The sequence below is a fragment of the Rhizobium sp. P43 genome (assembly GCF_056730705.1).
Genome location: NZ_CM161539.1, coordinates 2,889,762 through 2,902,729 on the forward strand (window position 1 = coordinate 2,889,762; position 12,968 = coordinate 2,902,729).

Here is a 12,968-nt window from a genome sequence, read left to right on the forward strand (position 1 = left end):
AGGAGGCAGATCGTCGTGCGGTTTTTTCGTTGTCCCGAAATGGGCCCGGACGAGCCGGACCTATGGATCATGCCAGAGCCGTCGAGATCAGGCTGCGCGCCCGACCTGACGCTGGCGATCGGCCTCGATACGGAACTGTTGCAGGAGGTCGCGTAGCGCATCCGTCTGGGCCGAGAGGTCCTGGGTGGCGGCTGTCGCCTCCTCGACCATGGCGGCATTCTGCTGGGTCATCTGGTCCATGCGGCCGACGGCGCCATTGACTTCCTGCAGAGCGCCGGACTGCTCGCGGCTGGTCTCGGCGATCTTTTCAATATGTTCGCTGATTGCAGCGATCTGGCCACCGATGCGTGACAGAACGGTGCCTGTCTGCTGCACATGGGTGGAGCCGCTCGCCACCTCTTCGGCCGAACGGTTGATGAGGGCCTTGATTTCCTTCGCCGCGCCGGCAGAGCGCTGGGCGAGTTCGCGGACCTCCTGTGCGACGACGGCAAAGCCCTTGCCGGCTTCGCCGGCGCGTGCGGCTTCAACACCGGCGTTCAGGGCAAGCAGGTTGGTCTGGAAGGCGATCTCGTCGATGACGCCGATGATGTTGGAGATCTGGCGCGAGGCCTCCTCGATACGGCCCATGGCCGAGATCGCGCTGCCCACGACCACAGCGGATTCATCGGCATTCTTCTTGGCTTCGTGGACAACACCATTGACCATTTCGGCACGCTCGGAGGACGAACGCACAGCGGCCGTGATCTCGTCAACGGCAGCGGCGGTCTCCTCAAGGGAAGCTGCCTGCTGCTCGGTGCGGCGGGCAAGATCCAGCGCCGACTGTGCCATCTGGCGGCCGTTGTTCTGGATCTGGTCAACATTCCCGGAGATCTGGTGCATGGTGTCACGCAGGCGGGCCAGCGACAGGTTGAAGTCGTTGCGCAGCTGTTCCAGGCGACCGTGGAAGCGGCCTTCGATCTCGAAGGAGATATCGCCATTGGCTAGACGCTCCAGCGCCTGAGCGAGCTTGCCGACGGCATGTTCGATCTCGCGGTCGAGAGCCTGCTTTTCCTCGTCGTTGCGGCGACGCTCAGCCTCTGCCTCGATCTGCTCACGCTGCCGCTCGGATTCGATTTCGAGCTTGGTGCGGGCATTGGTCTTGAACACGGCGAGTGCGCGGGCCATGGCGCCGATTTCGTCACCGCGCTTGTCACCGGCGATACCGGCCTCAAGGTCGCCTTCTGCAAGACGCTGCATGGTCGAGGTGATGCGGGTGATCGGACGCTGGAGGGTCACCACAAGAGCAATGCCACCGATCACAGCAAGCAAGACGCCAGCGATCATGGTGCCGATCGACAGGCGGTTTGCTTCCTGGCGTTCGGTGCCGGCAACATCCTTCTGCAGGTCGGCAAACGAGGTGAGCGATGCCCAGATCGCGTCCATGGTCCGGCTTGCTTCATCGAAGCTTGCAATGCGGTCGGCGCTGGTCTTCACCAAGGCTTCCGTATCGGTGGTGAGCGAGGCGAGCAGCGGCGTGATGGCGGCCGTCAGGCTGTCGTAGAAGGCCTTGTCGGCGATACTGCCGCCGAGCACGGCGAGATTGTCACCGATCAGCTTGATCTGGCGCAGGATCGGCTCGCGGGTCTTGTCGTCCTTCACGTTGAGGAAGGTCGCGGTCATAATGCGCAGGTCGTAGACGTCAGCGATCAGAGTGCGGCTGCCGACGAGGACGTCAGCGGCCTGAACGGCACCCGTCTCCACGGCTGCGAATTTCTGCACCGACGCCGAATATTTGGACGCCGCGCCCGCAGCCAGGGTCTCTTCGAAGCCACGGAAGCGGGCGATGATCGAGCCGATCGCGCGAGCGTTTTCGAGACGCGTGTCGCCGCTTGCGACCTTCGGCTTGATTTCGTTGATCGCCGCGAGAAAGGCCTTGCCCATGTCCTTGCTTTCGGCCGGCAGGGCATTGGCGATCTTGCGCTGGGTCTTGACCAGTTCCGGCAGCTGTTTCTGCAGGTAGGGCAGTTGTTGTTCCGGAGTGGCTGCCGCGAAGAACCCCTTGGTGACCTCGGCCAGATGCTTGGCGCCGGACGACAGACGCTCGGCTTCCTTCAACGCGCCCTTGGCGTCGTTCTCACCCGCGACCACGGCGCGCTGGAGCTTCTGAGCTTCGTCCGCAACGCGGATCTGCTGGGCCATCAGACCTTTCAGGTGCTCCTGAATGGAGCCCGCGAGTTTCATTTCGCCCTCGTGGAGCTGCCAGAGCGTGTCGATCTTCTGGTTGACGGCGCCCGTTCCTGCGATCGCCTCGTCCAGGAAGTTTCGCCCGGTACCATCGGCGCCAATCTCCGAGATGTTCTGGGTCAGGGTCGCTTGCTGCGAGGCCAATTGATCCAGCACGGCGCTGCGCGTCTCCTCCGATGTCTGATCGAGGAAGCGTGTCATGGCGGCGGTGACGTTTTTGAAGCCATTCAGCGAGCGCATCGTACCGTTGGAGATCTCCATGCGCTGCTGCAGGAGACCAGATGCGTAGAGGCCCATGAGACCGACTGCGGTGATCGACAGAACAAAAGGCAGGACAAACGCCATGACCTTGGTTGAAATCGAAAAACGCGACAATATCTGATCGATCAACATAGTTCCCCCGAAAGAAGGCAGTGCTTGTGGCCTGCCCGCCTTAAAAAAATTGTGCGGCAGCGCCGACGCTCGGTCGTGCCGCCCAGACCCTACTCCGATGAAAAGAGTTGCACCAAAGTCTCAAGACGGAGTTAAGAGCCGGGGGTGTGCGCTTATGCCAAGCTCCGATGATGGCAACCTATAGGATCGGGTCGACCGGCCTTTGTGGCCAGGAGAGATCCGACGAGCGATGCGTCAGATTGGCCGGCTCGCCTCGCCTAAAAAGAGACGTAGGCGGGGCCTTTTATGCCACGCCGGCAAGTCACAGCTCAGCTTGGAGCGGATAGAAAAAGTTCTCCTCAGGCGAGGAGACCAAAGGCAAGCGCAGCAAGGGCGCTGACGGCGTAGAGGCAACCGATGCCGAGATGGCGCAAACGGGCGCGCTCTTCATTACGAGTTGCGGTTGCGGCAATTGCGATGGCACGGGGCTTGCGGTTCTCATGGATCATCGGCGCGGTCCTTGATACGGCCAGGGAGGAGATCATGCCCTTTCGGAGCTACAGCCGGCCTGACCTCATGTCGCGATATCAGCGGATATCACACCGGCATTCGAGCAGGATGACCGACGCATGTTAACAAGCCCTGAATTACCAATATAAGCTTGTCCGGAGCGTGAGCCTCCAACTATACGGCCTCACCAACCGCGTGGCCGGAAGCCCAGGCCCACTGGAAGTTATAGCCGCCGAGCCAGCCCGTGACATCGACACATTCGCCGATGAAGTAGAGACCAGGGATGGCCTTCGCCTGCATGGTGCGGCTGTCCAAAGCATCGGTATCGACCCCGCCCAGGGTCACTTCAGCGGTTCGATAACCTTCCGACCCTGCCGGCTTGATCGGCCAGCGGCGGATGCGCTCACCCAGCGAAACAAGTGCCTTGTCGGGCAGATCTGCGAGCGGGCGCTCGAGCTTGGCGGTCTCAGCAAGATATTGCGCCAGCCGCTTGGGCAGATACTGGGACAGCACGGTCTGAACCTGCTGGCGGCCGTTCTCGTGTTTTGCCGCCTTCAGGAGCCCGACGAAATCGGTTTCGGGCTGGAGCGATAGCTGAACCTCGTCACCTTCGCGCCAGTAGCTGGAGATCTGGAGGATCGAGGGGCCGGACAAGCCGCGATGGGTGAAGAGAAGCGCCTCGCGAAAGCGGGTCTTGCCACAGGACACATCGGCATCCACGGCGACGCCCGAGAGTTCAGAAAGTTCGCCCAGGAGGTTCGGCTCCAGGGTAAGGGGAACAAGAGCGGGGCGGGTCTCGGTGACAGGAAGGCCAAATTGCTCGGCGATGCGATAAGCAAAACCGGTCGCCCCCATCTTCGGGATCGATTTGCCGCCACAGGCGACAATCAATTGCTCGGCAAGGATCAAACCCTCGCTGGTAGACACTCGAAATCCATCAACGCCCTTGGCGACCTCGGAGATCTCGCAGGAAAGCCTCAAGTCCACTTGCACCGCGCGCATCTCATCGAGCAGCATGCGGATGATGTCCTTGGCGCTGTCGTCACAGAAGAGCTGTCCGAGGGTCTTTTCGTGCCAGGCGATCTTGTGCCGATCGACCATCGCGATGAAATCAGCAGGCGTGAAGCGGGCGAGCGCCGACTTGGCGAAATGCGGGTTCTGCGAGAGATAGTTCTTCGGTCCGGCATGGATGTTGGTGAAATTGCAACGGCCGCCGCCGGAGATGCGGATCTTCTCGCCCGGGGCTTTGGCGTGATCGAGCACGATGACGGATTTGCCACGCCGGCCGGCGGTAAAGGCCGCCATCATTCCGGCAGCACCGGCTCCGATGATCGCGACATCAAACTTTCTCGCCATAGGCTATTGCTCCCGGAAAACAGCCGTCTGTCTCGACAAACTTATGATCAAAGTCAACGCGTCCCCCTCGCCAAAGGCCAAACTCCGGCTATGATGACCATCATCAACAACCAACCGGTGAGACATGCCCGCGAAGAAATCCATGCTGAGACCCCAGAGCGCGCCCTCCAAAAAGGCGGTTGTTCCGCCGGATCCCGGATCGAAGCGCGGCGTCTCGAACTGGAAGGAAGCGGCAACCTGGCTTCGAGCGCGCGGCATCGAAGACATCGAATGCATCACGCCCGACCTTGCCGGCGTGCCGCGCGGCAAGATGATGCCGTCGTCGAAATTCACCTCCAATACCTCGCTGGCGCTGCCTTCGGCTCTCTATCGCCATACGATCTCGGGCGAATATCCTGACGAAACCGAGAACTTCCGCTACGAGCCGCGCGACAGCGACCTGAAGCTCGTGCCCGATCTTTCGACGCTTTCCGTCGTTCCATGGGAGACCGATCCGACGGCACAGGTGATCTGCGACATCGTCAATGTCGACGGCGAGAACGTTTCCTATACCCCGCGCAACGTCTTGAAGAACGTGCTGCGGCTCTACGAAGAGAAGGGCTGGAAGCCGGTCGTAGCACCGGAAATCGAGTTCTACCTGGTCGCGATGAACGATGATCCGGACTATCCACTGCATCCGCCGAAAGGCCGCTCGGGCCGTTCGATCGTCGGTGGTCAGGGCTATTCGATTGCCGGGATCAACGAGTTCGACGAGTTGATCGACGACATCTACCACTTCTCGGAAAAGCAGGGGCTCGAGATCGACACCCTGATCCATGAGGAAGGCCCGGCGCAGCTTGAGATCAACCTGCGCCATGGCAATCCGATCGAGCTTGCCGACCAGGTCTTCATGTTCAAGCGCACGATCCGCGAGGCGGCGCTGAAGCACGGGATCTACGCGACCTTCATGGCCAAGCCGATGCAGGGGCAGCCGGGATCTGCGATGCACATCCACCAGTCCGTGGTCGACATCAAGACGGGCAAGAACGTCTTCTCGAAGCCTGACGGCTCGGCATCGCCGGAGTTCTTCCACTTCATCGGCGGCATGCAGAAATATGTGCCGAATGCGCTGGTGATGCTGGCGCCCTATGTGAACTCCTATCGTCGTCTGACGCCCGACATGGCCGCGCCGGTCAACAATGCCTGGGGCTATGACAACCGCACCACCGCCTTCCGCGTGCCGGTGTCGGATGCCGCCGCCCGTCGCGTCGAAAACCGCCTGCCGAGCTCGGATGCCAATCCCTATCTCGCGCTCGCGGCTTCGCTGGCCTGCGGCTATCTCGGGATCATCAAGGAGATCGAACCGACGGCCGCAGCCGAGGGCTCGGCCAACGAGGGCTCGGTCGATCTTCCGCGCGGCCTGCTCGAAGCCGTCGCTCTTCTGGAAGGGGAGCCTGACTTCAACGAGGTGTTCGGCGCCGAATTCGTGGGGCTTTATGCTGGCGTGAAGCGCGGCGAATTCGAGACCTTCATGCAGGTGATCAGCCCGTGGGAACGCGAATTCCTCCTGCTCAACGTGTGAGGGAGGCGATCTCATGGCATGGCAAAGCCCGATTGCACCGGGGATCTCCTGGTATCAGGCAAGCTTGGGCGAGCGGCCGGAATATCCGGCCCTCGACGGCTCTGTAACAACTGACGTCGCCATCATCGGCGGCGGCTTCACCGGGTTGCAAGCCGCCTACAATCTCGCCCGGCTCGGTGTCTCCGTCGTGCTCATTGAGGGCAACCGCTTCGGTGACGGGGCTTCCGGTCGCAATGGCGGCCAGCTCGGCACCGGGCAGCGCGCCTCGCCGGCAGAACTGGAAGCAGAACTCGGCTTCGAGCGTTCCAAGGCGCTGTTCGACATGGCGGAGAACGCCAAGCGCTATCTGCTCGACTTTTGCGACCAGCATGGCATCGATATCGACTATCTCCCGGGCCAGATGAACGTCGCGCACAAGCGGGGCTGGGAATCGGACTATCGCCATGAAGCCGAGATCATGGCGGTGCGCTACGGCTATCCGCATGTCGCCTTCATGGATCGCGAGGAAACCCATGAAAGGGTGGGCTCGACGCGCTATCACTACGGCGTCCGCGATACGGGTACCGGACATATCCACCCGCTGAAGCTGCTCGTCGGCCTTGCCAAGGTCGCAGCTGCGGCAGGGGCAAAAGTCCATGAAATGACACCGGCAAGCGCGATCCGCCAGGCTGGCGGCAAAACGATGATCGAGACGCCGAGAGGCACGATCACCGCCGACCGGGTGCTGATTGCCACCAATGCCTATATCGGCAACCTGGAGCCGGTGACGGCGGCCCATGTCATGCCGATCCGATCCTTCATCGGCGCAACGGCGCCACTCGACCGGTTTCCGCAGGTTCTGAAGGGATCGGAAGCGGTGGCGGACAGCCGGTTCGTGGTGCGTTACTTCCGCAAGAGCCGCGACGGGCGTCTGCTGTTTGGCGGGCGCGAGGCTTATACCGCCGACAGTCCCCGCGACATTTCGAGCCATATCCGCCGGCAGATTGCAGAGATCTATCCGGATCTGCGCAATGTCGAGATCACCCATGCCTGGGGTGGTTCGGTCGGGATTACCCTGCCGCGCAAGCCGTTCGCCCGGGATGTGATGCCCGGCGTGACCTCGGTTGCCGGCTATTCCGGGCACGGCGTGATGCTCTCCAACTATTCCGGCAAGATGTATGCGGACATGGTGGCGGGCAATGCACGGGAACTCGATCTCTTCAAGGAATTGAAGATCCCGCCCTTCCCCGGCGGGGCGAAACTGCGCAAGCCGCTGCTGTTCCTGGCACTGACCTGGTACGCATTGCGCGACCGCTTCTGAGAACGCCATAGGTCGCTCCCTGACCCTGATTGCGCGGTGCCCGGGAGGTGTGTTGCATTGTCGCAGAACACATTTTGTTCATCCCTTCCGCGACATGAAAAGACAAATTCCACCCCATCGGGGTGGCTTTTTTAAATCGATTAGATTAGAACCGGTCCAACCAGATTGCCGAACGAGAGATGCGCATGAGCAGCCAGATCATCCCCGTTGAACCCTTTGACTACGTCGTCTTCGGCGGTACCGGCGACTTGGCGGAGCGCAAGCTTCTGCCCGCGCTGTTTCACCGTCAGCTGGCCGGCCAGCTGACCGAGCCGACCCGCATCATCGGCGCTTCGCGCACGGCGATGACGAATGAAGAATATCGCAAGTTCACGCTCGATGCCCTGCATGAGCATCTGAAGGCCGAAGAGCTGGAAGAAAGCGAAGTCGCGAAATTCCTCGCCCGAGTGTTCTACGTCTCGGTCGACGCGAAGTCGGACCAGGGCTGGGAAGATCTGAAGAAGCTGTTGGACCAGGGCAAGGACATCGTTCGTGCCTTCTACCTCGCCGTTTCGCCGTCGATCTTCGGCGACATCGCCGACAAGATCCGCGACCACAAGCTGATCACCAAGTCCACCCGCATCGTCGTCGAAAAGCCGATCGGCCGTGACCTCGCCTCGGCGCAGATCCTCAACGACACGATCGGCAAGGTGTTCAAGGAAGAGCAGATCTTCCGCATCGACCACTATCTCGGCAAGGAGACCGTGCAGAACCTGATGGCTCTGCGCTTCGCCAACGCGCTCTACGAGCCGCTGTGGAATTCCGCCCATATCGACCACGTGCAGATCACCGTGGCCGAATCCGTCGGTCTCGAAGGCCGCGTCACCTATTATGACAAGGCCGGCGCGCTGCGCGACATGGTGCAGAACCATATCCTGCAGCTCCTCTGCCTCGTGGCGATGGAAGCCCCCTTCTCGATGGATGCCGAAGGCGTGCGCGACGAGAAGCTCAAGGTTCTGCGCTCGCTGAAGCCGATTACACCTGCCAATGTCGAGAAGCTGACAGTGCGCGGCCAGTATCGCGCCGGCGCTTCTGCCGGCGGTGCGGTCAACGGCTACCAGGAGGAACTGGGAGCGGCGTCGGATACGGAAACCTTCGTGGCGATCAAGGCGGAGATCAACAACTGGCGCTGGGCCGGGGTTCCCTTCTACCTGCGCACCGGCAAGCGTCTTGCGACACGCATGTCCGAGATCGTCATCGCCTTCAAGCCGATCCCGCATTCGATCTTCGGCGATGCGGCCGGTCGTATCGAAGCCAACAAGCTGGTCATCCGCCTGCAGCCGGACGAAGGGGTCAAGCAGTGGCTGATGATCAAGGATCCGGGCCCGGGCGGCATGCGCCTGCGCCATGTGTCGCTCGACATGAGCTTTGCCCAGGCCTTCGACGTCCGAAATCCGGACGCCTACGAGCGCCTGCTGATGGACGTCATCCGCTCCAACCAGACGCTGTTCATGCGCCGCGACGAAGTCGAGGCGGCATGGAACTGGTGCGATCCGATCCTGAAATCCTGGGAAGAGATCGGCCAGAAGGCGCAAGGTTACACGTCCGGCACCTGGGGTCCGAGCCAGGCTATTGCGCTCATCGAGCGTGATGGCCGCACCTGGCACGAAAACGACTGAGGCCGGGACGGATGGCACATGAGATGAACACATTCGAGACGGGGGCAGCACTCGCAGCCGGTCTTGCCGATGCCGTCGCCTCGGCACTAGCTTCGGCAATCGGAGCGCGGGGCGAAGCTACGCTTGCCGTCTCCGGCGGCTCGACGCCCAAGGCCTTCTTTGAGGCTCTTTCAACGCGCGCGCTCGCCTGGCCGAAGGTCAAGGTGACGCTGGTGGATGAGCGCTTCGTACCGGAAGACAATCCGCGTTCGAACCACCTGCTGGTCAAGACGCATCTCCTGAAAAATGCGGCTGAAGCGGCAGAGTTCGTACCGCTCTACCGCCCGGAAGCGACGATCGAGGAGGCTGCAAGGACGGCTTCCGGCATCGTGCCCGGCATGACTAAACCCTTCGACGTTGCGATCCTCGGCATGGGCACGGACGGGCACACCGCCTCGTTCTTTCCCGGCGGCGACCATCTGGACGCCGCGCTCGATCTGAAGCAGCCGCGCCGCGTCATGACCATGGAAGCGCCAGGTGCGGGTGAAGCCCGCCTGACGCTGTCATTCTCCGCTCTTCATGATGCCGGCCTGCTGGTCGTGCATATCGAAGGTGCAGAAAAGAAAGCTGTGCTGGACAAGGCGCTTGCCGGCACTGACGAAAAGGAGATGCCGATCCGGGCCGTTCTTGAACGGGCTCAGACGACACCCGAAATCTATTGGGCGCCCTGAGGGAGAGCCCCGCCTGCCGTAGACGTTCGGCAGGCTGATGCGCATATGACGAGTTTCCCGGCCGGACAGGCCTTTGCGCGATGTGCGCCTTCAGCGCCCGCGCCAGATGAGGAGCCATATCCAATGAGTGCAGATCGCCGTATCGAAGCCATCACCAAGCGGATCGTCGAACGATCCAAGCCAACCCGCGAAGCCTATCTCGACCGGACACGCCGGGCGGTTTCCAAAGGGGTACACCGCTCGACACTGTCCTGCGGCAACCTCGCCCATGGCTTCGCCGTCTGTTCCCCCAAGGACAAGGCAGCGCTTGCGGGCGATGTCGTGCCGAACCTCGGCATCATCACCGCCTATAACGACATGCTGTCCGCCCACCAGCCGTTCGAGACCTATCCGGCACTGATCCGTCAGGCGGCCTCCGAAGCCGGTGGCGTGGCACAGGTCGCAGGCGGCGTGCCTGCGATGTGTGACGGCGTTACCCAGGGCCAGCCGGGCATGGAGCTTTCGCTGTTCTCCCGTGATGCCATCGCGATGGCAGCCGGCATCGGCCTCAGCCACAACATGTTCGACGCGGCCATTTATCTCGGCGTCTGCGACAAGATCGTACCGGGCCTGATGATCGCAGCGCTGACCTTCGGCCATCTGCCGTCGATCTTCGTTCCGGCCGGTCCCATGACCTCCGGCCTGCCGAACGACGAAAAGTCACGCATCCGCCAGCTCTATGCCGAGGGCAAGGTCGGCCGCGCCGAACTGCTCGAAGCGGAATCCAAGTCCTATCATGGCCCGGGCACCTGCACCTTCTACGGCACGGCCAACTCGAACCAGATGCTGATGGAGATCATGGGCTTCCATCTGCCCGGCGCCTCCTTCATCAATCCGGGCACGCCGCTGCGCGATGCACTGACCAAGGAAGCGGCGAAGCGGGCACTCGCCATCACCGCGCTCGGCAACGAGTTCACGCCGGCCGGCGAGATGATCGACGAGCGTTCGATCGTCAACGGCGTTGTCGGCCTGCATGCGACCGGCGGCTCGACCAACCACACGATCCACCTGATCGCCATGGCACGCGCGGGCGGGATCCAGCTCACCTGGCAGGATATCTCGGAACTCTCCGACATCGTGCCGCTGCTCGCCCGCGTCTATCCGAACGGGCTTGCCGATGTGAACCATTTCCACGCTGCCGGCGGCATGGGCTTCCTGATCAAGCAGCTCTTGAAGGCCGGCTATCTGCATGACGACGTGCGCACGGTCTATGGCCAGGGTCTTGCCGCCTACACGATCGATCCGAAGCTCGCCGACGACGGCACGGTGTCGCGAGAACCCGCCGCAGAGGTGAGTGCCGACCCGAAGGTGCTGACGACGATCGACAAGCCGTTCCAGCCGAATGGCGGGTTGAAGATGCTGACCGGCAATCTGGGCAAGGCCGTCATCAAGATCTCGGCAGTCAAGCCCGAGCGCCATATCGTCGAGGCCCCGGCCATCGTCTTCAACGACCAGCAGGAACTCCAGGAGGCCTTCAAGGCCGGCAAGCTGGAAAAGGACTTCGTTGCCGTCGTGCGTTTCCAGGGGCCGAAGGCGAACGGCATGCCGGAACTGCACCGCCTGACGCCACCGCTCGGCGTGCTCCAGGACCGCGGCTTCAAGGTGGCGCTGGTCACCGACGGGCGCATGTCTGGCGCATCGGGCAAGATCCCGGCAGCGATCCATTTGACACCCGAGGCCGTGGACGGCGGGCCGATCGCCAAGATCAAGGATGGCGATATCGTCCGCCTCGATGCGGTTGCCGGCACGCTGGAAGTGCTGGTCGATGCTGCCGAATTCAACGCGCGGCCACTGGCGACCACCAATCTCGAGGACAACGAATTCGGCATGGGTCGCGAGCTTTTCGCAAGCTTCCGCCGGATTTCCGGCCCGGCGGATCAGGGCGCGAGCGTCTTCTTCTGATCCTGAGTAGCAGAGCAGATCGTTTCTCAAGGGGGCCGCGTGCAAGCGTGGCCCCAAATGCGTTCAAGGCCTCGGCATCTTTGCAAAACCCTTGCCAATGATCGGGCCGGTCGGCTTGCCGGTTGGCGATCCCCCGAGCGGCTCGACTGTGATCTCGTAGAGCTGTTCTTCCATCGGTCCCGGCAGGTCCGGCCCTTCGATCATCGCCGTGCGCCAGCCGTCGAGGACGCCGAGCGAGACGGGACCCGTGTCGCGCGACGGCAAAGTCCAGAGCTGCAGGGATCGATCCGCAGCAACGGAAACCTCGGCGAGCGGGATGACCTTTGCCGTGTCGTTGCCGAAATCCTCGATCATCACGACCGGTTCGCCTTCGGCATTCATCAGGATGGCAACTACCTGAGGCTCCGCCTGCCGAAGAAGGGTGTAGGACAGCGCACCGACAAGCAGAAGCGAAGCGGCAGCGGCCGAAAGCCCGACGCCGCGCCACCAAGCAAGCCTGTTGTCGTTGACGGCAGGTCTTGGACTGGCCTCACGGATCGCAGTCTGCTGTGGGCCGAGCCTGGTCTCGATCCGGCTCCAGAGATCGGCCGAGACGGGTGACGTGGGGCCGACCAGATCCAGTTCAAGGAAACGATCGCGCGCTTCACCGACTGCGCGGGCGAGTTCCGCGTCGGCTTCGATCTCGGCTTCGATCGAACGGCGCTCGTCTTCGTCCATCAGGCCGAGGACGTAGGCATCTGCGCGTTCGGCGGGGGTTTGCCAGTTGCTCATGCCATGCACTCCCTCAAGGCGGAGAGAGATCGGCGTATCCAGGCTTTCGCCGTTCCGAGCGGTAGCTTCAGGCGACCCGCGATCTCGCCGTGGCTGTAGCCGGAGACGTAGGCCATCATCACCGTCTTGCGGCGCAAGCCGTCCAGGCGAGAGAGACAGGCGCGCAGCCGACTTGCGGTATCCAGTTGGTCGAAGAGGTCGTGGTAAAGGGCGTCCGCGCCTTCGTCCTGCAGGCGCTCCAGGCTGTCGGTTTCCGTCAGGTCCTCGCGACCACCGTCACGCAGGGCATTCAGCGATCGAGAGCGGACGATCGAAAAGATCCAGCCGCGTGCGGAGCCACGGGATTGATCGTATTGCCAGGCCTTGTTCCAGATCTGCAGGAAAGCTTCCTGGACGATCTCCTCCGCCAGATCATGGCGGCGCAGAATGCGCTCCGCCACCGTCACCATGCGGGCGGCCTCGCTTTCATAGATCAGCGCCAGCCCCTTGCGGTCTCCCGCAGCACAGGCCTTAAGCGCCGCAGCCAGTTTCTCCTGCTCGTCCCCCATCCGGGCTCCTTCGCTTGT

Annotated in this window: 10 protein-coding genes; 5 read left to right on the forward strand and 5 right to left on the reverse strand. The window is 62.3% G+C overall.

Features of this window, described 5'->3' with window-relative positions; all coding sequences use genetic code 11:
- Positions 1 to 87: 87 nt before the first annotated feature.
- The 3 genes from AC1PUL_RS14475 to AC1PUL_RS14485 form a co-directional block, all read right to left on the reverse strand.
- Positions 88 to 2,616, reverse strand: coding sequence for a methyl-accepting chemotaxis protein (locus tag AC1PUL_RS14475; RefSeq protein WP_480464853.1), 2,529 nt, complete (start codon positions 2,614 to 2,616; stop codon positions 88 to 90).
- Positions 2,617 to 2,954: 338 nt separating this feature from the next.
- Positions 2,955 to 3,104, reverse strand: a complete 150-nt coding sequence (locus AC1PUL_RS14480) for a hypothetical protein (RefSeq protein ID WP_480464854.1) — start codon at positions 3,102 to 3,104, stop codon at positions 2,955 to 2,957.
- A gap of 175 nt (positions 3,105 to 3,279) precedes the next feature.
- Positions 3,280 to 4,461 (reverse strand): BaiN/RdsA family NAD(P)/FAD-dependent oxidoreductase, encoded by a 1,182-nt coding sequence (locus tag AC1PUL_RS14485; RefSeq protein WP_480464855.1) that lies wholly within the window; start codon positions 4,459 to 4,461, stop codon positions 3,280 to 3,282.
- Between the two features lie 124 nt (positions 4,462 to 4,585).
- On the opposite strand from AC1PUL_RS14485, the gene AC1PUL_RS14490 reads away from it, so the two are divergent.
- The 5 genes from AC1PUL_RS14490 to edd all read left to right on the forward strand — a co-directional run bounded on the left by AC1PUL_RS14490 (position 4,586) and on the right by edd (position 11,631).
- Positions 4,586 to 6,022: a glutamine synthetase family protein gene (locus AC1PUL_RS14490; protein WP_480464856.1), complete on the forward strand. Its 1,437-nt coding sequence runs from the start codon at positions 4,586 to 4,588 to the stop codon at positions 6,020 to 6,022.
- A gap of 13 nt (positions 6,023 to 6,035) precedes the next feature.
- On the forward strand, positions 6,036 to 7,322 hold the full coding sequence (locus AC1PUL_RS14495; protein ID WP_480464857.1) for an NAD(P)/FAD-dependent oxidoreductase: 1,287 nt from the start codon (positions 6,036 to 6,038) through the stop codon (positions 7,320 to 7,322).
- 185 nt (positions 7,323 to 7,507) lie between these two features.
- Positions 7,508 to 8,980: a glucose-6-phosphate dehydrogenase gene (zwf, locus tag AC1PUL_RS14500; RefSeq protein WP_298466298.1), complete on the forward strand. Its 1,473-nt coding sequence runs from the start codon at positions 7,508 to 7,510 to the stop codon at positions 8,978 to 8,980.
- 11 nt (positions 8,981 to 8,991) lie between these two features.
- Positions 8,992 to 9,690 (forward strand): 6-phosphogluconolactonase, encoded by a 699-nt coding sequence (pgl, locus tag AC1PUL_RS14505; protein ID WP_480464858.1) that lies wholly within the window; start codon positions 8,992 to 8,994, stop codon positions 9,688 to 9,690.
- Between the two features lie 123 nt (positions 9,691 to 9,813).
- Positions 9,814 to 11,631, forward strand: a complete 1,818-nt coding sequence (edd, locus tag AC1PUL_RS14510; RefSeq protein WP_480464859.1) for a phosphogluconate dehydratase — start codon at positions 9,814 to 9,816, stop codon at positions 11,629 to 11,631.
- A gap of 63 nt (positions 11,632 to 11,694) precedes the next feature.
- Here edd and AC1PUL_RS14515 read toward each other — a convergent pair whose 3' ends face one another.
- The gene (locus AC1PUL_RS14515; protein ID WP_480464860.1) at positions 11,695 to 12,402 is read right to left on the reverse strand and encodes an anti-sigma factor; all 708 of its coding nucleotides are present in this window, start codon (positions 12,400 to 12,402) and stop codon (positions 11,695 to 11,697) included.
- Positions 12,399 to 12,950, reverse strand: a complete 552-nt coding sequence (locus AC1PUL_RS14520; protein ID WP_480464861.1) for a sigma-70 family RNA polymerase sigma factor — start codon at positions 12,948 to 12,950, stop codon at positions 12,399 to 12,401. Before AC1PUL_RS14520 ends, AC1PUL_RS14515 begins: the two co-directional genes overlap by 4 nt.
- Positions 12,951 to 12,968: the final 18 nt, after the last annotated feature.

Coding starts and splice junctions, on each gene's coding strand:
- AC1PUL_RS14475 (WP_480464853.1), bottom strand. CDS start 2,616: ATGTTGATCGATCAGATATTGTCGCGTTTTTCGATTTCAACCAAGGTC.
- AC1PUL_RS14480 (WP_480464854.1), bottom strand. CDS start 3,104: ATGATCCATGAGAACCGCAAGCCCCGTGCCATCGCAATTGCCGCAACC.
- AC1PUL_RS14485 (WP_480464855.1), bottom strand. CDS start 4,461: ATGGCGAGAAAGTTTGATGTCGCGATCATCGGAGCCGGTGCTGCCGGA.
- AC1PUL_RS14490 (WP_480464856.1), top strand. CDS start 4,586: ATGCCCGCGAAGAAATCCATGCTGAGACCCCAGAGCGCGCCCTCCAAA.
- AC1PUL_RS14495 (WP_480464857.1), top strand. CDS start 6,036: ATGGCATGGCAAAGCCCGATTGCACCGGGGATCTCCTGGTATCAGGCA.
- zwf (WP_298466298.1), top strand. CDS start 7,508: ATGAGCAGCCAGATCATCCCCGTTGAACCCTTTGACTACGTCGTCTTC.
- pgl (WP_480464858.1), top strand. CDS start 8,992: ATGGCACATGAGATGAACACATTCGAGACGGGGGCAGCACTCGCAGCC.
- edd (WP_480464859.1), top strand. CDS start 9,814: ATGAGTGCAGATCGCCGTATCGAAGCCATCACCAAGCGGATCGTCGAA.
- AC1PUL_RS14515 (WP_480464860.1), bottom strand. CDS start 12,402: ATGAGCAACTGGCAAACCCCCGCCGAACGCGCAGATGCCTACGTCCTC.
- AC1PUL_RS14520 (WP_480464861.1), bottom strand. CDS start 12,950: ATGGGGGACGAGCAGGAGAAACTGGCTGCGGCGCTTAAGGCCTGTGCT.